Consider the following 22,692-nt stretch of genomic DNA (forward strand, 5'->3'; position numbering starts at 1 on the left):
ACGGTGTCGAATTGGTCACCGACGTCAGTAGGTGTCCGGGGACTGTATAAACAGGACACCCATGGGGCCCACCGTTCGCTGCGTCTCCAGGAGTGATCCATGCGTCGTTCACCCCGAAGAGTCCTCGCCATAGCCGGTTTCGCGGCTCTGGCCTTGACTGCCCCCACCCTTCCCGCTTCCGCACTTCCCGCCACCACGGCCGCAGTCCATCCGACCGCACGTGTCTGCGCCCAGGCGGCAAAGCCCGGCATGGCAACGTGTTTCGCCGAACGCCAGACCGACACCATGCGGGCGCAGCTCGCGCCGAACGCGCTGCCGAGCGGCTTCGGGCCCACCGGGCTGCGGTCGGCCTACAACTTGACCGCGAGCGGCAGCGCCTCGGCGACGGTGGCCATCGTGGACGCCTACGACGACCCCAACGCCGAAAGCGATCTCGCCTCCTACCGTTCGACCTACGGCCTGCCCGCCTGCACCACCGCGAACGGCTGCTTCAAGAAAGTCAACCAGAACGGGCAGACCAGTCCGCTCCCGACCGCCGACAGCGGCTGGGCCGGCGAGATCTCCCTCGACGTCGACATGGTCTCGGCGATCTGTCCGAACTGCCACATCCTGCTCGTCGAGGCGAGCCAGCCGAGCATGGCAGCCCTCGGCACCGCGGTGAACACCGCCGTCTCACTGGGCGCCAAGTACGTCTCCAACAGCTACGGCGGCGGTGAGGACGGCAGCGAGCCGTCCTACGACTCCAGCTACTTCCACCACCCCGGCGTCGCCATCACCGCGAGCACCGGCGACAGCGGCTACGGCATCAGCTACCCAGCCTCCTCCCAGTACGTCACCGCCGTCGGCGGCACGTCCCTGACCCAGGGTGGCGGCACCCGCGGTTGGACGGAGACCGCCTGGAGCGGTGCCGGCAGTGGCTGCTCCACGAGCGTGGCCAAGCCGTCGTTCCAGAACGTGACCACGGGGTGCAGCAAGCGCGCCAACGCCGACGTCTCCGCGGTCGCCAACCCGCAGACCGGCGTCGCCGTCTACCAGACCTACGGCGGCAGCGGCTGGGCCGTTTACGGCGGGACCAGCGCGTCCGCCCCGATCATCGCCTCGGTCTACGCCCTCGCCGGCACGCCCGGCGCGTCCGACACCCCCGCCGCGTACCCCTACTCCCACACGGGGAACCTCTACGACGTCACCTCCGGCAGCAACGGCAGCTGCTCTGTGACCGTGCAGTGCAAGGCGGGCGCGGGCTGGGACGGGCCGACCGGGCTGGGCACCCCGAACGGCACCGCGGCCTTCACCAGTGGGGGCAGCGAACCGGGCCCCGTGACCGCGAACAACCCCGGCAGCCAGACCGGCACCGTCGGGACCGCGGTGAGCCTGCAGCTGTCGGCATCCGGCGGTAGCGGTGGCTACACCTGGACGACCACCAGCCTGCCCGCCGGGCTGTCGATCAGCACCTCGGGCTTGATCTCCGGCACGCCGACCACCGCGGGAACGTACTCGGTGACCGCGACGGCCAAGGACTCGTCCGGCGCTACCGGCAGCACCACCTTCAGCTGGACGATCAACCCGACCGGCGGCGGTGGCTGCTCGGGCCAGAAGCTGGGCAACCCCGGCTTCGAAAGCGGAACCAGCCCCTGGACCGCGACCAGCGGCGTGATCAGCACGTCTTCGGGGGGTGAAGCGCCGCACGCCGGCACCTACCTCGCTTACCTGGACGGCTACGGCAGCACGCACACCGACACGCTTTCGCAGTCGGTGACCATCCCCGCCGGATGTCACGCCACGCTGACCTACTACCTGCACATCGACAGCGCCGAAACCACGACCACGACGCAGTACGACAAGCTGACGGTCAAGGCAGGCTCGACGACCTTGGCGACGTACTCCAACCTCAACAAGGCGGCCGGCTACCAGCTGCGCACGGTCGACGTCTCGGCGTTCGCCGGACAGACCGTGACACTGACCTTCACCGGCACCGAAGACTCGTCCCTGCAGACCTCCTTCTGCCTCGACGACACTGCACTGACCCTGAGCTGATCACCGTCCGGACCGGCCATCCCGAGCCCGTTCGGGATGGCCGGTCTCGACACAACCTTCAGCGGTTTCCTACTCCAGTTGGTAACCGGACGACTTCGCAGCGTCTATCCTTCGGGCCTAGCCGGCCACTTCAAGGAGGCACGATGAGGAACTCCCGCGCCGCTACCACGGTCGCCGCCGCGCTGCTGCTCGCGTCGGTGGGCCTGACGACCGGCACGAGCGCCCAGGCGAACACCCCGGCGTCCGGTCAAGGCCCGGTCGAGTACCGCGTCCACGACGCGCTGGCCAGAGCTCAGACGCTGGACGCCGTCGGCCTCGACATCGTCAAGCGCCAGGGCGACGACCTGTTCGTCGTCGGCGACGAGACCACCGGCGCCGAACTGTCCCAGCTCGGCTTCCGCACCGAGGTGAGCAAGCGGTACCCCGCGGCCACCTGGGCGTCCCCGCGCCTGGCACCCGGCGCGGCACCGCAGGACGAGACCTACGACGGCGGCTACCACACGGTCAACGCGCACTACGCGAACCTGACCGCCGCCGCTACCGCGCACCCCGACCTCGCCACCGTCGTCGACTACGGGCAGTCGTGGCTGAAGCAGCAGGGCCGCGGCGGCTACGACCTGAAGGCCATCTGCATCACGAAGAAGGTCAGCGGTGACTGCGCCCTGAACCCGAACTCGACCAAACCGCGATTCCTCCTGCAGGCGCAGATCCACGCGCGGGAGATCGCCACGGGCGAGCTCGCCTACAAGTACGTCAACTACCTCGTCAGCGGCTACGGCACCGACAGCACGGTGACGAACCTGTTGAACACCACCGAAATCTGGGTCGTCCCGATCGTCAACCCGGACGGCGTCAACATCGTCCAGCGGGGTGGCAACAACCCGGTGCTGCACCGGAAGAACGCCGACTTCACCAGTGCGGACCTCTCGCGCTGCGGCGATTCGGCGGGCAGCCAGCCGGGCGTCGACAACAACCGGAACTTCGGCTACCACTGGCAGAGCAACACCAGCAAGTGCGATCAGACGACGTCGACGTCCAACGGCTCCGCCGATTCGGAGCCGGAGAACAAGGCGCTGGAACAGCTCTGGAGCCAGCTCTTCGGTGACCACCGCGCGGACGGGGCGTCCGACAAGCCCGACGCGTCCGCGCGTGGCACGGCGCTGATGCTGCACAGCTACGCGGGCATCATCATCCTGCCGTGGGAGTACTCGAACACCGTCCACACGCCCAGCGACACCCAGTTCCGCGCGATGGGCAAGGCGATGTCGGCGTTCTCCGGCTACCCGTACGGTCAGGCCGGCGACCTCCTGTACAACGCTGCCGGCGGCTCGGACGACTACGCCTACGGCAAACTTGGTATCGCGTCGTTCACCATCGAACTCGAAGGTCCCGGCGCGTGCGACGGGTTCACGCCGAGTTACTCGTGCGTGAACAGCACTTTCTGGCCGTACATGGTCAAGACGTTCAACTACCTCGCGAGCAAGGCTCCCTCGCCGTACAACTGACGAAGCTTCCCGCTTGTCCGGACGGGTGCGGGCGATGGATTGGGCAGCAGCGGCTGATCATGGTCGTCCAGTTCGTCGCCTTCCTCGGCACGCACGCCCACCCCGGCGATCTCGACCCCGAGTGACCAGGGGCTCGGAGCCCTGCTGACCACCTGGCCGCGCCGGCCGGGCTTCCGCTCAGCCGAGGGCCTGCAAAAGCTGCTCGACGAGGCGCCGTTCGAGTGCGGGGTCTGCGGCGACCGCGCGGCGGAACGAGCGGGCGGCCACAAAGGACATCAACGACCACGCGAAGGCTTCCGCGTCGAGGCCCGCGTCCAGCTCGCCCGCCTCCTGCGCGCGGTGCAGCATGCTCGTGAAGCCCCGGGCCAGCCGCTGCACAGCGGCTGCGGCGGCTTCCCGGACGCGCGGGTCCGCGTCGGACGCCGTGCCCTCGGAGAAAAGGACGCCCAGCGACCCGGGGGCGTGCAGCGCGTCGAGGTGCTCAGGCGCCAGCAGGGCACGCAGGACTTCCACGACCGGCTGACCGTCGAACGACTTGAGGAGTTCCTCGGCAATGTCGGAAGCGCGCTCGATCACCGCAGCGAACAAGCTGGCCTTCGAGCCGAAGTTCTGGAACACCACCGGCTCGCTGACGCCGACCCGGGCGGCGATCTCGGACGCCTTGGCGCGCTGGTAGCCGTATTCGGCGAACACCGCGGTGGCGGCCGTCAAGATCGTCTCGCGGCGCTGCTCGGCGGTCAGGCGGGTACGGCCGGTCACCTCCTCATCGTAGTGGCCTTGCCCCGGTCGCTTAGTCGCGGCTAAGTTGTCGACGTAACTTAGTCGTCACTAAGTAGCGAGGTGTGGCATGAACCTGGGACGGATGTTGATGCACGGCGGGCAGCGGGCGGACGGCGCGCTGATCACCCGGCCGCGGTTGTACGAGACAGCGAGCCGGATCGCCTTCATCGGGCGCGAACGCCGGTACCGCGAGCTGATCCGGCTCGCCGGGGTGCGACCGGGGGACCGGGTGCTGGACGTCGGCTGCGGCAGCGGCTACCTCACCGGACTTGCGGCCGAGGCCGGCGCGGACGCGCTCGGCGTCGACGCCTCGGAGCCGATGATCGGCTACTGCCGCGGGACGGTGGGCTCGGCGTCGTGCCGGTTCGAGGTCGGCACCGCGCAGGCCCTGCCGGCCGGCGACGGCGAGTTCGACGTCGTGCTGACGAGCCTGGTGCTGCACCACCTGCCGGACGCCGATCAGCCCGCCGCGCTCGCCGAGATGCGTCGCGTGCTGCGCGACGGCGGCCGGTTGCTGCTCGCGGACTTCCGGCCGCCGCGGTCCCGCCTGGTGCGGCACCTGGTCGGGATGGCGAGTGGCCCACGGATGCTCGACGACCCGCATGCACGGCTCGCCCGGCTGGCAGAGGATGCCGGGTTCACCGTGACCGACCAGGGGCACCTGGGGTTCGTCGCCTACGTCTCAGCCGTGAAATGAGGCAGTTCGACTACGCAGCTGTGCCGGATTACCGTTGACCGCGCGGGTCGGCGCGGACCCTCCCCCTCGCCGCGCCGGCCCGCCCCGCTCAGCTTCGGTTGCGGGCCCGGAAGGCTGCGGTCTTCACGCGGTTCTGGCACGCCGTCGAACAGAACCGGCGGCTGCCGTTGTGCGAGGTGTCGACGTAGACGCGGTCGCACCGCACTGCCGTGCAGACGCCGAGCCGGTCTCGGGCTGCGCTGCCGAGGACGACGGCCAAAGCCGCGGCGCACGCTCCGGCCCATTCGCCGGCGACGCCGCCGTGGGTTCCGGCGTAGTGCAAGTGCCACCAGTCCTGACCGGGATGGCGGACCAGCCGCGGCTGCGTGCCGTGGTGTTCCATCAGCCGGTTGGCCCGCTCAGCCGCGGTGTCGTAATCCGCCTCGGCGGCCGAGGCGAAGACCGGAGCCAGCTTTTCGGCGGCACGGACCATCGCCTCGGCGTCCGTACTGGTGAACAGCGGCAGATCTTCAGTGCTTTCGCCCGCAGCGCGCAAAGCCGCGGTCGCAGCCCTGCGAAGGTCGTCGCCGACGGGCACGGTGAGGGCGCGGCCGCGTTCTTCACCGGGAGTCAGCGCGTTGACCAGGAGGACGGCTACACGCACCGGGCCGCTGTAGTGACTGTCGAATTCCACTTGACCAGTTACACCTCACACTGCCAACGTGACCGTCATTGATGATAGAAGACGGTGACAAGGAGGCGGCGATGCCGGTATCGAGTGAACGCGCGCGGACGTGGATCAGCCGGTGGGACCGTCAGCAGGAGACGTACGTCCCGCACCGCGAGGAACGCTTCACCGTGCTGCTCGACGCCCTCGAAGCAGCGTGCGGCCGTCCGGATCCGCTGGTGCTCGACCTCGGCTGCGGCCCGGGTTCCCTGGCGGTGCGGGTGCTCGACCGCGTCCCGGCGGCGACGATCGTCGCGGTCGACGCCGATCCGCTGCTGCTGGGTCTGGCGCGGGCCGCCCACGGCGACCGACCCGGTCTGCGCTTCGTCGAGGCGGATCTCGGCCGGCCCGGATGGGGCGCCGACCTGGCGCTCGACGGGCCCGTCGACGCCGCGGTCAGCACGACGGCCTTGCACTGGCTGCCCGAACCCCAGCTGCGTGTCGCATACCGCGAGCTGGCTGGATTGCTGCGCCCGGGCGGAATCCTCCTCAACGGCGACGACGTCAACGTTGAAGACGCGGCACCCGGACTTGCGGAACTCGAGCGGCAGCTGCTGCGGCGGGCGGCAGGGCCGCGTGGGGAAAGCCTCGACGACTGGCGGGAGTGGTGGGACGGGGTCACCGAGGACCCCACACTCGCTGAATTCGTCGCCCGGCGTGGCGACGGAGGCCGCCACCGCGGGGCCGAATCGGCGCGGCTGTCCACCCACGAACGTGCCCTGCGGGCAGCGGGGTTTGCCGAAGTGGGCACGCTCTGGCAGCACGGCGGCAACCGTCTGGTCTGCGCGATCAGCGAGGCGCGGGTGGTTTGAGCCGTTCCGCCGACGGGAAGTTCAGGAGAAAGTGCCGTCGACGCACGGAGGACGTGGCATGTCGCACCACCCCGACATGGACGAACTGACCGCCAAAGGTGAGGACGACAGCTTCGAGGCGCTCGCGTCTCGGCTCATCGACGAGTACGGGCCCGATCGCCGTGACGACGTCCGGGCCGCGATCGCGGCAGAACGCCGGCGGTTCGACGACGCCGACATCCGCAGCTTCCTGCCGGTTCTGGTCGAGCGCTCGGTCCGAGACCGCATCGAAGGCGGCTGACCGGGACCGGGTGGGCCTGCGGTCTTAGGACCGCCGGCCCACCCGGAGTGGTCATGCGAGCAGCGCTTCCGGCTGTTGACGCAGCGCCTGGCCTGGTTCATCAGGCGCTCCCCCATGACGTTGGCGAAGTCGTAGCCCGAGCGGGAGTTGTGCTTTTGCTGCGTCAATTAGTCCACTTTGTACTGTCCGTTGGCTGCACGTCTCGCGGGATGTTGTAGCTCAGCGTGATTCGCAGCTGCGGAACGTTCCGAGCTTCGCGGCGCGGGCCCTGCTCGTCGGAAGACACGACGTCGCCCTGCATCCGGCAAATCCCACGGGACGCAAGCTGGGACACTACTTTCGCCGGGTCGGCCGACGCGGCACGTCCCGGCGGTCATGCACACACGGCGCCGCCCGCCAATCGGCGGCTGCGGTCGAGCCTACGCAGCCCGGTCGCGCAGGCCACGCCGAGCATGATCAGCCCGAGCCACGGGATTTCCGGCCAGCCCGCGGCCCGGGCCAGGTCGAACACGGTGCCGGCGCCCAGGTTTCCCAGCAGAATTCCCACGCCCACGATCGTGTTGTAGAACCCGTAATGCGTAGCGACCAGCTGCTCACCGGACAGCCGCACGATGGTGTCCATCTCGAACGGAAAGACCGCGACCGTGCCGAGAGCCAGCAGCGCGGCGGAGGCGACGAGCGCAACTCCGGAACCGATAGTCCCGGTTCTCGCCGCGAGCAGCGGCGCGACAAACGCCAGAGCCATCAAGGAAAGCCCGGCGGCCAAGCAGGTCCCCGGCGACCAGCGGTCTTTCAGCAACGTCGTGATCTTGAGCTGTCCGGCGAGCGCGAGCCCACCGGAGACAAGGAACAGCAGGGCGATCAGCACATCACCCGCGGCCTCGGACCCGGCGATCCGCCGTGCCTCCATGGGCAACGCCAGGTAGATCTGGAAAGACAGGACGTACGAGCCGGTCATCACCAACGCGAAGACCACGAACGTCCGGTTCGCGACGATGGTCCGCCACTCGCCCAGGACAGAACGGCGCCGCGAACTCAAGTTCCCCGGCGTCGTCGACGCGGGGAGAGCGCGGATCTGCACCGCCGTCAGCACGGCGAAGACCGCTGCGGCCACCAGGCAAGTGAGCCGGAAGTCGACCGCCGTCAGCGCCAGCCCGATGAGGGGACCGGCGAGGATGCCGCCTTGGTAGAACACGTTGAACACGGCGAACGCCTCCAGCCGCCGCTCGCCCGCGTCGGCTGCGATGTAGGCGCGTACCGCCGGGTTGAACAAGGCGCCCGCGAACCCGGTCGCGGCGGAGGCGACGACGAGGGCCGGCAGTGAGTCGACGACGCCGAGCAGAGCGAAGCCCCCAGTCCGCAGCAAGCAGCCCGCGATAATCAGCGGCTTGTACCCGAGCCGGTCGGCCAGGGTCCCGCCGACGAGGAACATCCCCTGCTGGGAGAAGTTGCGGACCCCCAGGACCAGCCCGACCGCCCAGCCGGCCAGTCCGAGCGGACCCGACAGGTAGCTCGCGAGGTAGGGCATCAGCATGTAGAAGCCGAGATTGATGGTGAACTGGTTGATCATCAGCAACCGGCTCGGCCGGCCGAACGACCGGAACTGCCGCACCACCTGCATCACCACGAAGCCCCCGCGGCCGCACCCACGGACAGCGCCGGGGCAGGATCGACCACCTGCCGGCAGCGCGTCCAGCGATCGACCACCCGCTCATCAGGACCGGCGATGACGTCCGGCTCGACGGCCGGTGGCGCGTCGAGCAGGCCGTGGCGCCGACAGTAGTCGTCGTTGTAGACCGTGTCGAAGTACCGCTGCGGCCCGTCGGGGAACACCGCGGCGATCCGCACGTCCGGATCGCAAGTACGGGCCACCCAGCCGGCCACGAGCGCTACCGCGCCGACGCTCCAGCCACCCGTCGCGTGGTGTGTCGCGGCCAGCCGGCGGCAAGTCCACACTGCTTCGTGCGGAGCGACCCAGTGCACTTCATCGAAGGCGTCGTAATCGACGTTGCGCGGGTGGATGCTCGAGCCGAGCCCGCGCATCAGGCGGGTGCGCGCCGGCTGCCCGAAGATCGTCGAGCCGACCGTGTCCACGCCGATCAGGCGCAATCGCGGGAAATACCGCTGCAGGGCACGGAAGGTTCCCGCGGAGTGTCCGCCCGTCCCGACAGAGCAGACGAGAACGTCGATCCGGCCGAGCTGAGCGGCCAGTTCGTCGGCCAACCCGGCGTAGGCAGCCACGTTGTCGGGGTTGTTGTACTGATCTGGACACCACGCCCCAGACTGCTCGTCCAGCAGGCGCTGAACGCGGTCCCGGCGAGCTTGCTGCCACCCACCACTCGGATGCGGCTTGGTGACCCGCTCGACACGCGTGCCGTAGGCGGTGAGAAGACGCTCCACGATCGGCTCGATGCCCGGGTCGGTGACGAGGGTCACCGGATGGCCGTGGACCCCGCCGGCGAGGGCCAGACCGAGTCCCAGCGTGCCACTGGTCGATTCGACGATCGGCGCGCCGTCGGCGAGCTCACCGCGGTCCTTCGCCGCGGCGACCATGTGAAGAGCGGGCCGGTCCTTCATCCCGCCGGGGTTGAAACCTTCTAGCTTCGCCCAGAAACCGTGAGCGGAGCCGGACAGCGGATCGTCGATCCACAGCACCGGCGTGTTGCCGACGGCCGGCGCGAGCGAATGGCCGCATGGGGCTGTCGTGATCAACCGTGCGGGTGCGGGCAGCGTGCGTTGCCGGGGAAATACCGTCATCGTCCTTCGATCTCTCGTGAAAGGGGCATGAGCAGGCCAGAGCGCTGCCGAGGACAGGCCTCAGCAGCGGCTGTCGGGTTCCGCTCAGGTGCGCCAGACACTGAGATCGAGGAGCAGCTGTCTTCCGGAGACGCCGGACGGGCACAATTCGCCCTTGACCGGTGGCACGGCCGCCCGCGACGCCGCAGCGTTGAAGGCGGGCGTCAGGAGATCGGCGGAGGCGAGCCCGGCCGGCTCGCTGCGGGGCGGGGCGGGGATGTGCGCGGCGACCGGATGCGCCGGGTGTTCGTGTTCGTCGTCATGATCCGGGCACGAGCTCTCGTCCGGCGCATCGTCCATCGGAAGGATCGTCGCGTGCCCAGCCGCAGCGAAGCTCCCCACGCCGGCTTCGGGGTGCAGCACGGCGGCGACCAGCAGTCCGAGAATGATCAGGACAACGGTCGGCGAACGCCAAGTAGTCGCACGGGTACGCACAGTGGTAAACTACAGAAGTTGACCTTCGAATGCGACGAGGCCCGCGGGCTGGGTCCTTCGAAAGAGTGGACAGGACTATCCGCCCCGAGAGCAGCTCACCCTCGTCCGCCGCCACGCCGAGCAGGTCATCGTCTTCACTGCGCCATCGGATCGAGACCTCGGTACCCGTGCAGTCATGGACGATCAGTTGCACCGACCGGGGCGTTGACCCGTCGCACCACCGCCACGAGATTCCGTGACGTCACCGCGCCGACTCGAAGCTGGTTCCGCAGATTTTCCGCAGAGATGGGACGTCGGTAGCGTCGCCAGTGTTCAGCGTCCGCCCGGCGCGCCCGCTGGACGAGTTTCTTGGTCGAGGTCGGCGGCCCGCGGGCTACCGGTCCGGCCTGCATGTCGCACTGTGGACCGGTCGGACCCGGTGCGTCCGGCTCCAGGCTGCCTCCCGCCGGGTCTGCGGGCGAAGGTCCGGACGGCCGCACCGACCCCGGACCGGAACTCGCGGCACTCAGCGCCCACAGAAGGCCGGGACCCGTTTCGGCCCACCCGATCAGCGGGAGCGGACCGACCGTGTCGAACGCCGCCTTACCCCACTGACCAGCGCACACCGGATCGGCGACGTTCAACAGCAGCGTCACCGCACTCGCCGCCAGCAGCAGGTGCCGCGCCAGTTGACCAGCCCGTCGAAGCTCAGGACGACCTGTACGGCAACCTGGGCGCGCCCTGGGACGTGGAGCGGCTGCGCGCCCGCTTCCGGACGTTCGGCATCCGCCGTGGCCCAACGGTGAAACACCGCCAGGCCACGCACGGCTGGGAAAGCCTCACGCCGACCGAGACCGAGATCGCCGGCCTCGTGGTGGAGGGGCTGTCGAACCCGCAGATCGCGGCGCGGTTGTTCCTGTCCCCGCGCACGGTCGCCGCCGGATGCCGGCCTCACCTCTGGGTCCGGCCGACAAGCCGGACCCTTCGCGGCCAACGGCACGTCGCGACGCTGGAGGCCGGTGCTGGCAGGCCTCGACGCGGAAGCCTTCGCGTGGTCGCTGATGTCCTTCGTGGCCTCCCGCTCGTTCCGCCGCGCGATCGCCGCCGATCCCGCCCTCGAACGCCGCCTGGTCGAGCAGCACTCGCAGACCCTCAGCTGAGCGGAAGCCCCGCCAGCGCGGCCGCGGCACCGAGCCCCGCGCACACGGCGAGGACGCGCAGCATCGGCCAGCGCAGCGCGAAGACCAGGACGAAGGCGACCACGGTGAGCGCGGCGGCGACGGGCCGGAACTCCGTCAGCTCGGGCAGCGTCAGCGTGAGCGGGCCGACGTGGTGGATCCGGCTGGCCGAGAACAGCGTGTGCACGGCGAAGTAGAGCGCCAGGTTCGCGATCACACCGACCACCGCCGCGGTGATCCCGGTGAGCGCGGCGGAAATGGTGTGGTTGTGGCGAAGCCGTTCGACGTAGGGCGCGCCGAGCAGGATGAACAGGAAGCAGGGCACGAAGGTGACCCAGGTGGTCAGCAACGCGCCGAGCACGCCGGCCACCCACGGGTCGAGACCGCCGGGATGGGCGTACGCGCCGAGGAAGGCGACGAACTGGACGACCATGATCAGCGGTCCCGGAGTGGATTCCGCCAGCGCGAGGCGCGCGCACCATGTCCCCGGCCGAGAGCCAGCCGTAGGTCTCGACCGCGCGCTGAGCGACGAACGCCAGAACGGCGTAAGCGCCGCCGAAGGTGACCACCGCGGTGCCCGAGAAGAACAGCCCTTGCGCGGTGAGCGTGCTCCCGGCGCCGGTGAAGACCGCGACGGCAACGATCGGAGTAGCCCAGGCCAGCAGCCCCACACCGAGCACGGTCAGGCTGCGCCGTACCGACGGCGCCTCGTGGTGCAGCGCGTCATCGGCGATCAACGGCGCCGGCTCGTCACTTGTGACGGTGTTCTCGGTGACCACGGGTGTGAACCGCCCCAGTACCCAGCCGACGACCGCCGCGGCGGCGATGACGACCGGGAACGGAACCGCGAACAGCGCCAAGGCCACGAAGGCGGCGACGGCGATGACGAACAGCGCACGGCGGTGCAACGCGCGTTTTGCCAACCCGGACGACGGCCTGGACGACGATCGCGACCACGGCGGGCGCGAGCCCCGCGAAGATCGCGGCCCCCGTGGTGGTGTCGCCGAACGCCACGTAGACCGCCGACAAGACCAGCAGCGCGAACATGCCCGGCAAGACGAACAGGGTTCCGGCGATCACGCCGCCGCGGCGGCCGTTGAGCAGCCAACCCACGTAGATCGCCAGCTGCTGCGCTTCAGGGCCGGGCAGCAGCATGCAGAAGTTCAGCGCGTGCAGGAACCGCTGCTGCCCGATCCAACGCTTCTCCTCGACCAGGACCCGCTGCATCACCGCGATCTGCCCTGCCGGGCCGCCGAAGGTCTGCAGCGAGATCAGGAACCACGCCCAGGTCGCGGTGCGCAACGGGACCAGGTCCCGGCTGGGGGCCTCGGGCATCGACGATTCCCTCCTGTGGATCACACTGGCGCGCGTAATGTAACCGTGGTTGCGGTGACCAACGGAAGGGGTTCCAGATGCTGAACTGGTCGACCATCGCCTTCGGCGCCGCCCTGTCGGCGGTCCTCGCCGCCGTGGTGGTGGCCCTCCTGATCCGGCCACGCCAGCCGACGGCGATCATCACCGCCGGGATCGCAGCCGGGCTCGGGCCGGCGGCATGGAACGTGATCTTGAACGCCGTGCACGCGCCGGGCTTCTTCACCGACGCGCCGATCGCCGTCTTCCCCGTCAGCTGGCAGGACACCGGCAGCGGCGTGTTCGCCCTCGCGGTCGCCGCCCTCCTGCTCGGCCTCGGTCCTCAGGCTGCTGCCCCAGGCCGGCGGGTCGCCGCGACCGCACTGCTGGCCGCCCTCGCCGCCCTGGTCGTCGACATCTACCTCTACTGACCGGAACGAGCTGACCGACGGACCAGCCAATGAGTCCTGTTGTCCTTAGCTGATACCCCGAGGGCCGTCTACACGACCGACCACGGCGTGGCGCAGCCCCGGCTTTCCCCGCTGGTATTCCCTTCGCTCGCGGCAGACAAGAGGTCGGCTAGCTCCGCAGACTGAGATCCAACTTTGGTCGCGGGCTACTTTAGGCGACTTCGTCGTCGATGAGCCCGTAGGGAGGTTGGTCCACTCGTCGGGAGTACCGAACAACGATGTCGGGATCGGTGGAACTCGGAGGCGCGTTGTCAACGACGATGATCTGAGCGCCTTGACCCGCGCCTGCGAGCCACATGTGCAGGTGCTGGTAGAAGTCCGTAACGGCGATGCTATCGGCGAATTCGGCGTCGCGGTCGCCGCCCTGGCCGAGGTTCTTTTGCGGACTGTCGATCATGAGGAAACCCGGGTGGGCGCTGCCGGTCTCCCAGGCGATCTGGAAGATTGCCAGTATCCAGGCTAGAGAGATCAGGGTGCGCCCCCGGAGGAAGCGTTGGTATAGCTCATACCGCGCATGTGGGGGACGAGGCGGCCGTCGATGAACGCCTGGTCGAGCTTGGGGTAGCGCCAAGAGGTGAGGATGGCGACATAGCGCTCGCTGATGCGGTGAATGACGTCGTTGCGGTCCGGTTGCATGGCGGCTTCGTTCATCTCGGCCCGCAAGGCCTCGACGTTGGTTTCGAGGCGAGTAACTGTAGCTCCGCGTCGGTCGAGGCTGTCGAGCATCCTGATCGCGGTCTTCGCCCGGTCCAGGCTGGCCGCGGCGGCCTGCTGCTGGCGCATCAGATCGTCGCGCTGGCTGAGGTAGGGGCTCACCGCGGCGTTGGTCGCAGCGTCCACCTCGTGCGCGAGGCCGGCCTCGTCGTCGTTAGCTTGGCGGGCCTCGACACGCAGACGTCCGAGTTCTGATTCGAGATCTTCGACGAATGTAGTGATTTCCGCCAAGCGTGCCTTGGTGGCCCGCAGTTCGGTGGAGACGTCGAACTTCGCCTCGGTTTCGGTGCCTGCAGTGTCCGGTGCGGCGTTGTTCGCAGACGAGCCGTTGGTGGACGCGGTGGTGCCGGTCGATTTTGTTGCCGGCAAGGTGACTTCAGAGCTGCAGAGCATGCAGTGCCCGTCGGCGACGTGCGGGGCGTCCCGGAGCACGGTCAGGCACGCGGGACAGACCTTCACCTGCAGTGGATCGAACAACATGCGCGCCTCGGCGAGCATTGTCAGCTTGGTGATGTCGGCGGCGTACTGAGCGCGGAGAGGAACGAGGCGGCGTAACTGGGTCTCACGGTCGCGCACGAGCGCCGCGGCCTGCCGTGCCTGCCGAGACGCATCGCGGTGCCTTGCGCGCAGGTCCGCGGCAAAGGTGGATGCAGCGCGGATCTCGGTGTCCAGAGTTTCGAGCGCGCGCGTGGCCTGTTCGACCTTCTGCTCGGCATCCCCGCGGACGAGTTCGATCTCGATGCGCGTGCCGAATTCCTGCTCGTCGAGGAACGCCTGAGTGGTGGTGTACTCGGCGCGAGCCTTGGCCAGTCGGTTCTCCAGCTCTCTGATTCGGCGGCCAAGTTCGACTGCCTTGTCGTCGTGGACGCCGAACACGACATCGACCACTTGGCCGAGCTTGAGACGCTTCATAGGAGAGCTCTCGAACAGCAGGTGCTTGTCGTCGAGTCGCTCGTTGGGCATGTAGCTGAGCCACAGCAGGTCGCGGATGCTGAGCGGATCGGTTCCGGACTCCGCCTGGGTGGGCGCCTCGCGCAGCTCCACGCCTTCGAGACCGCAGTAAGACAGGAGGAAACTCGAGAGGCTGTCCGCAGCACCGGCAGGTTTGATCATCTTCTTGTCGAGGGGTGGGATCTCGACATCCCCCAGCTGTCCTGTCCTGACGAACGCGGCAGTGGAGGGCTCACCGACAGCCCGCTCAATGACGTGAGGTTGTCCGTTGAGCTGGACTTCCAGCAGCGCCGACCTGACCTTGCGGAGGATCTCCGGGTGCTGTGGGTGATCTTTTCCGCCAAGGCAGTAGGCCACGAACTCCAGAACCGAGGATTTGCCCGTGCTGAACGCCCCGGCGATGACAGATAGCGATCGCAGTTTTGTTTCGGCGTCCCGGAAGTCGACCTCGTAGTCGCGGTCGATGCCCTTGAGTCGGAGACGCACGACCCGGATGCCACGGGGAACGACGATCGGCTCGGAGGAGCCACTCGCGGTGGGCGAGTTGGATTGAACAGCCTTGACAGGGTCATTCTCGGTGCTCATATACGGCGTCCATCGTGGGGCGGAGGAACAGGTGCGTCGTCGAGGGGCAAGTCGGAGGCTGTCGGGCTTTCCTCCAACAGGTGGATGGCGTCGAGGAGGTCGAGCGCTTCTGGACGCGCGGAATCGCGTGCTGTCGTGGTCCAGGTCTGTACCGCATCGCGCAGACGGAAGTCGCTATAGCGGCGCAGCTTGGTGAGCAGAATCTCTGCAGACAGCCGATATGACCGTGCGTAGACGGCGCTGAACCTGCCAGCGAGTTCGACGCCTTCGGCAGTCGCGGCGTACAGCACGCTCTTGTCCACCGCCGGCTCTACCAAGCCATAGGCGACGAGCAAGGCCAGGTCGTGCTGGAGGCGCTCCCGCCGGGTGGTGAAGCGGTGCGCCGGGCTGGCGTAGCTCAATGCCCGGCCGTCGAAGCCCGCCATCAGCAGCCGTTTCCGGTCCCGGTCTTCCTCATCGGTTAGCACCAGCATCGGGTTGGCGACGAGGAAGTCGTAGTAACCCAACCGCTCGATCGACGCTCCAGGAAGATTCAAGTCACGTAGCGACGCAAGTAGCAGCACCAGCTGCGCCAGCCGGAAGACGACGTCGTCCTCCGGCACCACGACCGGCGGCCGGGTGTTTGAGCTCGTAGGGGCGTCGGTCGGGCTCGTCACGAAGATTCCGCTGCGGCCGCGATGTCGGGAGCCTCGCCTGATTGCCCAGTCTCGGCAGGATTTACGTGGTCCTCCGCGACCTTCCGCCAATGACGGACCCAACCAGCCCGTCGGTCGTCGACGACTCGGTGCATCAAGCCGGACGTGTGGACCGCACCTGCAGGAAGCCCAGCTCCCAGGGCTTCGTGCTGGGCCCTGATCTCACCCATCACCGACTTCTGCAGGCCCGGCAGGCGCGAGCCCTCATTGATCTGGCACGCGTCGTTGAAGTGGTCCTCCCACGGGCCGTGCACCGCCGCGTCGGCGTGGGACAGTGCGGCAATCTCCGAGGGGACTCCCTTGTCCACGATCTCTCTCGCCATCAACTCGGCGATGAAGAACTGGTGCTTGGACGCGGAGACCTCCACATGGCCTGCCTCACGGAGCTGACGCACGAACAACGCTGAATCCAGCCGGTCGGAGTCCTCATCGGCCAAGTTCACGACCTGGGCGACCGTGCGCGCCGACCGAGCGGGCTCGTAGTAGTGCCTGCGCACAGCCTCCGCGTCAGGTGAGAGCAGAAGGCCTCGAAGCTCGTTCTCGTCCCATAACTCAATCAACACCCCGTTCTGTTTCTCCATCCGCTTCTTCCAGCCCGCCCACCACTTCGATGTAGGCGCGTCCATGCTGGACGGTACGCAGAGGACCCACTGGTGCAGTACGAACTTCTCGCTGGCAGCGTTCTTCACCGCCGAGTTGAAGGACTCCCGGATCTGCGCTTGATGGGTACTGCCCGCAACCTCGGGCATGAAGTACTTCGACTGCCAAATCGTGATGTGACCGCCAAGGTCGCCGATGAACACATCGATGCCCCAGTCACCGGGGTTGGCGGCAACCATCGCTGCCACGCCGGGCCGGACGGCGCGGACCAGCTGACCGATCATCTGCTCAAAGTCTTCACGAGCGCCGTGGGTGTTCGCGCGAACTTCGTGCGCACGGAAATTGATAGGTGAACTGCCAGCAGCCACTCCCGGACGCGAGCTCGTCGCCGCAGCCGTACCCTGGGACAACCTGATCACCCCCCCATCGCTCAAAACCCCCACTGACCTGCTGTGTTGCCCATCGCAACATCGACTTACGAACACGGCACGTTACCGCCGATCGTGCTGTGTCGCCGGACCGTAATCGTCCTGTTCCCCGATTGACCTGCCCGGCGGTTGTCACACAGCGTGACTGCCAACCTTCCCAAAGCGTGCAGCTTCGCGCAGAGCATGAAGGCAGGCGACGACCTGGCCCAAGACGAACAAGCAGCATGCCGGCCTCAGTCGGCGGTCGCCGTTGATGTAAATGTTCTCGATGTCGGCCAGCGGCGGTTGCAGGCCGGGCAGGCCGAAGACCTGGGCGGATCAGCCGCTGCCCAGCCTCGGGCGGCACCAGCATTCCGCCGGCGGCGGAGTTCCGCAGCTCGGCCTGCGCGTGCGCGTTGGTCAAGATGACCTCGATCAGCCAGCGGCGCGCCGGGCGACCCATCGTCGAACGGCCGGCGGTCTCGCCGACGCAGCTGGGGCCAGTAGTCCGGAGCTGGTCGCCGGAGGTCACCCGCGTTAACGGCAAAGCCAGCTCACGGATCCCCAGTTGCTCCTGCCGGCGCATTCTCGAGCCGCACCGTCGCCACGAGGGTCCGCGACGTCCCCGCTCCGACCCGAAGCTGCTTCCGCAGAGTGTCCGCAGAGATGGGGCGTCGGTAGCGCCTCCAGTGTTCCACGTCCGCCCGACGCGCTCGCTTCACGAGTTCCTCATCAAGGTCGGCGCCCCCACGGGCCGCCGCGCCGACCTGCTTGTCGTGCTGCAGACCTGTCGGGGCAGGCACCCCCTGTTCGAGGCCGCCATCCACCGATTCTGCGGACAAAGCCTTTGGCGACTGAACCGAGCTTGGATCTGGCCTCGCCGCACTCAACGCACGAAGGAGGCCTGGACCTGCTTCAGCCCACCCGATCAGGAGAAGCGGGCCGACCGAGTCGAACGCAGCCTTACCCCACTGACCGGCACAAACCGGGTCCGCGACGTTCAGCAGAAGCGTCACCACGCTCGCCGCCATCAGCAGCCTGCGCGCTGGCCGCAGCACCTCATCAGATGCTCCGAAGAGCGCCAGGTGCCGCGTTCCGACGAGCAGACCCAGCACGGTCAGGTCGACAGCAGGTGCCACCAGCGGCGCCACGAACACCGGCACCTGCAGCTTCAACGCCAGGTTCAGCACGTTCCCGAAGCCGAACAGGAAGGTCAGCCCGATGACCAGCCCCATCGTGATCGTGACGAACCGGGCGACGGCCTGCGAGCTGGCGCTCACCGTCGACTCTCGCCCGAGGCAGGAAGCTCGAAACTCGCCTCGATCGTCAACGTGCCGACGTAAAACCCCTGGTCAGGCCCGTTCCCATCCTTCGGCAATCCTGCCGGGGGCACAACAGCAACGACACAGGCTCTACTTTCAAGGTACACGTCTGCGTCCTACGCCCGTACGACAAACCGGACGGGCCTCAGCAGTAGCTCACGAGCCGCGTCGAGGTCCGCCAGCCGGGTTGCCAGCGTTGCCATCGCCAGGCGATGCGGCAGCGCCTCAGAGAACTTCAGTCCGGCCAGCGCCCGCTCATCCACCTCGGGCAAGCAGATGCGGTCGAGCGCCCCCTTCATGCCCGCTTTCCAGGATTCGCGGGTCAAATCGCCCCTCAGCCGCACGGAGACGTCGTCGAACCGTTGCTTTTCATCGACTAGCCCGGACAAGGTCGCGGCCAGAGTGGCGTTTCCCGGAAGCCCGCCCACGTCCACCACCGCACATCGGTTCCCTCGCGGGTGACGACGGTACCCGCCGGATGAACGCCTCCATAGCGGTCATCCCTCAGGTCGGCCAAGACCCGCCGAGCCCGTTGAGTCAGTTCCACACCAGGGTCTGAGCCGAGAAGGACATCGCGGGCGGCTTGTGCCAAGGCGAAGCCGACACCGCCGACACCCGGCGTCAACCACCGCGCTCGGCCGCCCCCGTCAGCTGCCTCGACGAAACACCTGCGGCGCTTCCAGTCGATCCAGGTCACCTTCCAGCTCCGACCACCCAACAGCAGCAGCCGAGGACTATCCACCTTTTCGGTCAACAGTGCAGGATCGGTGCGCCCGATTTCTCGGCGGCCCTCCAGGACGGTGAACTGGGGTGGCGCGGTGAACACTGCTGTCATGTCCATGAAGTGCCGGTGCCCGAACTTACGCTCAGCCTCCGGACCGATGAACATCACCTGCCCGTCGCGTTCGATGAACCCTTCGTCGGGCAAATGACGAAGAATCGGCTCATTTCGCCGATCGAACGGCACCAGACTGTTCCACGCCTGCCCCCATTCGTCCCCGATCGCATGCTCCTGCAGACAGAGGGCGAGGATCTGCTGAGCAGCGATGTGCCGGGGTTCGGGTGGCGCGATTACGGGCTCGACGTAGCCTCGCTCCCACAACAGCAGTAACGCGGCGGACCACAGCAGCGAATCCTCGCGAATCGCCAAGAAGAGACAGTTGCGGTGGGTACCCGCGCGACGACCGCTTCGACCCAGCCGCTGCAGGAACGACGCAACCGACGGCGGGGCATTGACCTGGATGACTCGGTCGAGGTCGCCTACGTCGATTCCGAGTTCGAGCGTCGACGTCGACACGATGACGCAGTCGCGCGCTTCGGCAAACGCCTGCTCAGCCTGCCGTCTTTCGTCGACCGACAACGAGGCGTGAGACAAGAAAGTGGCGACACCACGAGCACGCAGGGCTGCGCCGATCTCTTCGACGAGCTGCCGCGAGTCGCAGAACACGAGACGCTTTTCCCCGCGATGCAATGCCGCGATCACGGTCGCCGCATTGTCCACCGAGCCGACGTAATCCAGTTCGATGTCCCCCGCTGACTTCCCCGCAATCACGACCTCGACCCCAGGAGCAACGACTATACCCGGACGGCTCCCACGACCGGAACCTTGCAACCATTCGAGCAACTCCGGCGGGTTGCCGACCGTCGCGGACAATCCGATCCGTTGGATCGGCTTCCCGGTGACCCGGCTCAGTCGTTCAAGGACAGCCAGCAGATGCCAACCGCGGTCGTCTCCGGCGAAGGCGTGCACCTCATCCACCACGATGGCGCGCACGCCGGCAAGGAACTGCGCGTGTTCCACATTGGCACTCACCAACATCGCTTCCAGCGATTCCGGCGTGGTCAGCAGGACATCAGGCGGGGCACGCAGGATCCGCTTCCGCGCAGGTCCGGTCACGTCACCGTGCCAAAGCGCGACTCGCCGCCCCAGCCAGGCGGCATATCCCTCCAGCCGGGGCAGCAGGTTGTTCAGCAAAGCCTTCAACGGACACACATACAGCACTGACAAGCCTGTCCAGCACTGTTCCTCCATCGCCGTCAAGACGGGGAAGAACGCCGCTTCGGTCTTGCCGCCCGCGGTGGGCGCAAGCAGCAAAGCATCCTTCCCATCGACGACCGGCTCGATGGCTTCCTGCTGGAGCGGCCGCAACGTCCGCCAGCCCAATGTGTTGACGACGTGGTGCACGAGTGCCGGGTGCAGCCGCGTCACCGAGCTCGTCACGGCAGATCCAGATCAATCTCACCCGCGCTGGTCGCCGCACCGCGCTCGCCGGCGGTCAGCTCGGCGGCAGTCACGGTCAGTTCATAGTGCTCACGCGGGTCGAAATCCGGATGCTCGTCCACCCGGTCGAGTACCTCGGCCACCAGCTTCCGCAGGAAGATCCGCGGGGCTACTCCGACCTTTCCTCCGAGTTCCCCGGTCAGCGCGCGGGCGAGCAGGTCGACGTAACCGTCGTCGACCACCGCCCCCACCCGATCCGGATGCCGCGCTCCGCCGACGTACAGGTCACGGACCTTGCGACCCAGCTCGCCCAGCCGGCCGAGGTCGAACCCGGGCAGCCGCAGCTGCACCGCGCGAGGCGAGTCGAACCGCGCGTCGGTGGTGAAGTCGGTCGACAGCCGCTGTGCCAGGGGAGGCAGCCGCTGAACGCCTTGCTGCCCGTCGAAGAAGGCCGGGGTTCCCGTCATGATGAGGAAGAGCCCGGGAAACCGGCCGGCGTCGATCTCGTCGAGAAGCTGGCGCAGCGCGTTGAGCCCTTTCTCCCGGACGTCACCGCGGACCCGTTGCAGGGTTTCGGTCTCGTCCAGCACGAGCAGGAGCCCCGGATGTCCGCAGTCCCGGAGCACAGCGAGCAATCCCTGGAGGAAGCCCAATGCCGCGAAATGATCAAGGTCGCCCCGGACACCCGCAACCCGCCGGGCGGATGCCGCGACCGACTTCTGGCCCCCGAGCCAGGCGACGATCGCCTCTGCTGTGGCGTTGTCACCGGCCTCGACCGCCTGCCGGTAACCCCGGAGCGCAGCCGCGAACGCGGGTGTCGTCCGAGCCACGTCGGCCAGCCGTTGCTCCAGAAGAGCGTCCACCGCGGAAGCCAGGCCCGTCTGATCCTCGGCCTCGACCTCACCGGCCTCGAGAACCTGCTCCTCCAGGGTGTACAGCCACGAGTCGACGACTGCGCGCAACGCGCTCGGCTGATGAGTTGCGGTGGTCAACCGCTCGCTGAGACGCCGATAGACGGTCTCCAGACGATGCAACGGGGTTTCGGTCTCCGAGATCTGGATTTCCGAGACGGCTAGGCCACGGCGCTTTGCCTGCTCGGCCAGCCAGCGGGCGAAGAACGTCTTGCCGGCCCCGTATTCGCCGCGCACCGCGTGGAAAGCCGCTCCCCCGCGAGCGACCGTCGCCAGGTCTTCGCCCATCGCCGCGTCGAACCGCTCGAGCCCCACCGCCAGCAGGTCAAGGCCGTTCTGCGGAACGGTTCCGCGCCGCAGAGCGTCGATCACCTCACGCCGCCGGACCTCGCTGACCGTGCTCACGGCTCTCGCACCCCGAACTGCACCCGCATGACCTCCAGCTCCAGTTTCACCCGGCGGCCGCCGTCCACTAGGGACAGCACCGGGTAGCCGTCGACGTTGAGCAACCGCTGCAGCGTCGTCGCGAAGAACTCGGGCCGGCGGGCCGCCCGGCCGGCCACCGCGGCGACCGCGCCGACCGTGAGCACGCCGTCGGCCTTCACCAGGGCATCGATCACATCGGCGACGACCTGGCCGTCCGGAGCCTTCGGGACGAACCCCCGTTGCGCGGCGTACGTCTCCGTGGCGACAACTTGGCCGCCGAGAGACACGGCCGGAGATTCCACGGTGAACAAGGGAACGGCCTCTTCGACGGGCTTGGCCTTCCGCGCCCGGCCTGGCTTCGGCGCCGGTTCGGCCGGGACCGGCCGCGCGTTCCACCACGCCGGCTCGACTTCCTCCCTCGGCAGAACGTGCCAGCCGGCCGGAAGGTGGTCCAGCGCGGGCAGGAGCACCAGAACGGGAACCGTCATCTCGGCCAGGGACGCGCCACCGTGGTAGCCCGCCTTGCTCGCGGTGTAGTGAATGTCCTCTCGCCAAGGCAGTACCAGGTCACCGTTGCCGAGCATCACCCTCGGACCGGTCACCGCGATTTCACCCACATCCGGTTTTCCGGTCCGCCATCGTGCCGACTCCACACCGGCCGCCGCTGTCTTGCCGTGACCGGGCCGGGCGAGCACGTGACCGTGATCGGAGACCAGTACCACCGGACGTCCGTAGCCCCGGGCCGCGTCGAGCAGTTCCGGCAGGAACGTGACGGCATCGACCGACCAACCCCGCCCGATCGCCCTCTTGGCCGTGATCCAGGGCGTCATCGATGGTA

The 22,692-nt window shown here is 68.0% G+C and carries 22 protein-coding genes and 2 pseudogenes; 8 read left to right on the plus strand and 16 right to left on the minus strand.

The features are described 5' to 3' along the window. Positions 1–249 precede the first annotated feature (249 nt). Both ACFPLC_RS08685 and ACFPLC_RS08690 read left to right on the plus strand, forming a co-directional pair. Positions 250–2,034, plus strand: a complete 1,785-nt coding sequence (locus ACFPLC_RS08685) for a putative Ig domain-containing protein (RefSeq protein ID WP_378199867.1) — start codon at positions 250–252, stop codon at positions 2,032–2,034. 143 nt (positions 2,035–2,177) lie between these two features. Beyond that, complete coding sequence (locus tag ACFPLC_RS08690; protein WP_378199864.1) at positions 2,178–3,539, plus strand: M14 family zinc carboxypeptidase; 1,362 nt, start codon at positions 2,178–2,180, stop codon at positions 3,537–3,539. 177 nt (positions 3,540–3,716) lie between these two features. Here ACFPLC_RS08690 and ACFPLC_RS08695 read toward each other — a convergent pair whose 3' ends face one another. Then, positions 3,717–4,298, minus strand: a complete 582-nt coding sequence (locus ACFPLC_RS08695) for a TetR/AcrR family transcriptional regulator (protein ID WP_378199861.1) — start codon at positions 4,296–4,298, stop codon at positions 3,717–3,719. 88 nt (positions 4,299–4,386) lie between these two features. Between ACFPLC_RS08695 and ACFPLC_RS08700 the strand changes: the two genes are divergently transcribed. Then, complete coding sequence (locus tag ACFPLC_RS08700; RefSeq protein WP_378199858.1) at positions 4,387–5,016, plus strand: class I SAM-dependent methyltransferase; 630 nt, start codon at positions 4,387–4,389, stop codon at positions 5,014–5,016. 88 nt (positions 5,017–5,104) lie between these two features. On the opposite strand, the gene ACFPLC_RS08705 is transcribed toward ACFPLC_RS08700, so the two are convergent. Continuing rightward, positions 5,105–5,689 (minus strand): CGNR zinc finger domain-containing protein, encoded by a 585-nt coding sequence (locus tag ACFPLC_RS08705; RefSeq protein WP_378199855.1) that lies wholly within the window; start codon positions 5,687–5,689, stop codon positions 5,105–5,107. A 71-nt stretch (positions 5,690–5,760) separates the two neighbouring features. On the opposite strand from ACFPLC_RS08705, the gene ACFPLC_RS08710 reads away from it, so the two are divergent. Then, positions 5,761–6,534 carry a class I SAM-dependent methyltransferase gene (locus ACFPLC_RS08710; RefSeq protein ID WP_378199852.1) on the plus strand — a complete coding sequence of 258 codons (774 nt, stop codon included), beginning with the start codon at positions 5,761–5,763 and terminating at the stop codon, positions 6,532–6,534. Between the two features lie 58 nt (positions 6,535–6,592). After that, positions 6,593–6,814 (plus strand): three-helix bundle dimerization domain-containing protein, encoded by a 222-nt coding sequence (locus ACFPLC_RS08715; protein WP_378235766.1) that lies wholly within the window; start codon positions 6,593–6,595, stop codon positions 6,812–6,814. A 373-nt stretch (positions 6,815–7,187) separates the two neighbouring features. Here the strand turns inward: ACFPLC_RS08715 and ACFPLC_RS08720 are convergent, their stop codons facing one another. The 4 genes from ACFPLC_RS08720 to ACFPLC_RS08735 all read right to left on the minus strand — a co-directional run bounded on the left by ACFPLC_RS08720 (position 7,188) and on the right by ACFPLC_RS08735 (position 10,835). Further along, positions 7,188–8,435 carry an MFS transporter gene (locus ACFPLC_RS08720; RefSeq protein ID WP_378199893.1) on the minus strand — a complete coding sequence of 416 codons (1,248 nt, stop codon included), beginning with the start codon at positions 8,433–8,435 and terminating at the stop codon, positions 7,188–7,190. After that, complete coding sequence (locus ACFPLC_RS08725) at positions 8,435–9,571, minus strand: PLP-dependent cysteine synthase family protein (protein WP_378199846.1); 1,137 nt, start codon at positions 9,569–9,571, stop codon at positions 8,435–8,437. Before ACFPLC_RS08725 ends, ACFPLC_RS08720 begins: the two co-directional genes overlap by 1 nt. Before the next feature lie 84 nt (positions 9,572–9,655). Continuing rightward, positions 9,656–9,910 carry a hypothetical protein gene (locus ACFPLC_RS08730; protein ID WP_378235767.1) on the minus strand — a complete coding sequence of 85 codons (255 nt, stop codon included), beginning with the start codon at positions 9,908–9,910 and terminating at the stop codon, positions 9,656–9,658. 766 nt (positions 9,911–10,676) lie between these two features. Further along, on the minus strand, positions 10,677–10,835 hold the full coding sequence (locus ACFPLC_RS08735; RefSeq protein WP_378236308.1) for a hypothetical protein: 159 nt from the start codon (positions 10,833–10,835) through the stop codon (positions 10,677–10,679). Between ACFPLC_RS08735 and ACFPLC_RS08740 the strand changes: the two are divergent. Both ACFPLC_RS08740 and ACFPLC_RS08745 read left to right on the plus strand, forming a co-directional pair. Beyond that, positions 10,827–10,949: pseudogene (locus ACFPLC_RS08740) on the plus strand (LuxR C-terminal-related transcriptional regulator); the annotation flags it as partial. The gene ACFPLC_RS08735 and the pseudogene ACFPLC_RS08740 sit on opposite strands and share 9 nt — an antisense overlap. 94 nt (positions 10,950–11,043) lie before the next feature. Continuing rightward, the gene (locus tag ACFPLC_RS08745) at positions 11,044–11,184 is read left to right on the plus strand and encodes a hypothetical protein (RefSeq protein WP_378199898.1); all 141 of its coding nucleotides are present in this window, start codon (positions 11,044–11,046) and stop codon (positions 11,182–11,184) included. On the opposite strand, the gene ACFPLC_RS08750 is transcribed toward ACFPLC_RS08745, so the two are convergent. Both ACFPLC_RS08750 and ACFPLC_RS08755 read right to left on the minus strand, forming a co-directional pair. Further along, positions 11,177–11,875: a chromate transporter gene (locus tag ACFPLC_RS08750; protein WP_378235768.1), complete on the minus strand. Its 699-nt coding sequence runs from the start codon at positions 11,873–11,875 to the stop codon at positions 11,177–11,179. The two genes, ACFPLC_RS08745 and ACFPLC_RS08750, sit on opposite strands and share 8 nt — an antisense overlap. 77 nt (positions 11,876–11,952) lie before the next feature. Continuing rightward, a complete protein-coding gene (locus ACFPLC_RS08755) occupies positions 11,953–12,537 on the minus strand; it encodes a chromate transporter (RefSeq protein WP_378199840.1) in 585 nt (194 codons plus the stop codon). A gap of 77 nt (positions 12,538–12,614) precedes the next feature. Here ACFPLC_RS08755 and ACFPLC_RS08760 point away from each other — a divergent pair, with 77 nt between their 5' ends. Then, positions 12,615–12,983, plus strand: a complete 369-nt coding sequence (locus tag ACFPLC_RS08760) for a hypothetical protein (RefSeq protein WP_378199837.1) — start codon at positions 12,615–12,617, stop codon at positions 12,981–12,983. A 190-nt stretch (positions 12,984–13,173) separates the two neighbouring features. Here ACFPLC_RS08760 and ACFPLC_RS08765 read toward each other — a convergent pair whose 3' ends face one another. The 8 genes and pseudogenes from ACFPLC_RS08765 to pglZ form a co-directional block, all read right to left on the minus strand. Then, positions 13,174–13,419 carry a hypothetical protein gene (locus tag ACFPLC_RS08765; protein WP_378235769.1) on the minus strand — a complete coding sequence of 82 codons (246 nt, stop codon included), beginning with the start codon at positions 13,417–13,419 and terminating at the stop codon, positions 13,174–13,176. 71 nt (positions 13,420–13,490) lie between these two features. After that, a complete protein-coding gene (locus ACFPLC_RS08770; protein WP_378235771.1) occupies positions 13,491–15,272 on the minus strand; it encodes a hypothetical protein in 1,782 nt (593 codons plus the stop codon). Then, positions 15,269–15,928 (minus strand): ABC-three component system middle component 2, encoded by a 660-nt coding sequence (locus ACFPLC_RS08775; RefSeq protein WP_378199831.1) that lies wholly within the window; start codon positions 15,926–15,928, stop codon positions 15,269–15,271. Before ACFPLC_RS08775 ends, ACFPLC_RS08770 begins: the two co-directional genes overlap by 4 nt. Continuing rightward, on the minus strand, positions 15,925–16,935 hold the full coding sequence (locus ACFPLC_RS08780; protein WP_378199829.1) for a hypothetical protein: 1,011 nt from the start codon (positions 16,933–16,935) through the stop codon (positions 15,925–15,927). Before ACFPLC_RS08780 ends, ACFPLC_RS08775 begins: the two co-directional genes overlap by 4 nt. Before the next feature lie 593 nt (positions 16,936–17,528). Beyond that, complete coding sequence (locus ACFPLC_RS08785) at positions 17,529–18,254, minus strand: hypothetical protein (RefSeq protein ID WP_378199827.1); 726 nt, start codon at positions 18,252–18,254, stop codon at positions 17,529–17,531. A gap of 158 nt (positions 18,255–18,412) precedes the next feature. Next, positions 18,413–20,517: pseudogene (locus tag ACFPLC_RS08790) on the minus strand (DEAD/DEAH box helicase). Then, on the minus strand, positions 20,514–21,833 hold the full coding sequence (gene brxD, locus ACFPLC_RS08795) for a BREX system ATP-binding protein BrxD (protein ID WP_378199821.1): 1,320 nt from the start codon (positions 21,831–21,833) through the stop codon (positions 20,514–20,516). Before brxD ends, ACFPLC_RS08790 begins: the two are co-directional and overlap by 4 nt. Next, on the minus strand, positions 21,830–22,684 hold the full coding sequence (gene pglZ / locus ACFPLC_RS08800; protein WP_378199818.1) for a BREX-2 system phosphatase PglZ: 855 nt from the start codon (positions 22,682–22,684) through the stop codon (positions 21,830–21,832). The genes brxD and pglZ overlap by 4 nt, the downstream gene beginning before the upstream one ends. Between the last annotated feature and the right edge of the window lie 8 nt (positions 22,685–22,692).

Origin of the sequence: Amycolatopsis plumensis, assembly GCF_042652605.1 — a bacterium.
Taxonomy (GTDB): domain Bacteria; phylum Actinomycetota; class Actinomycetes; order Mycobacteriales; family Pseudonocardiaceae; genus Amycolatopsis; species Amycolatopsis plumensis.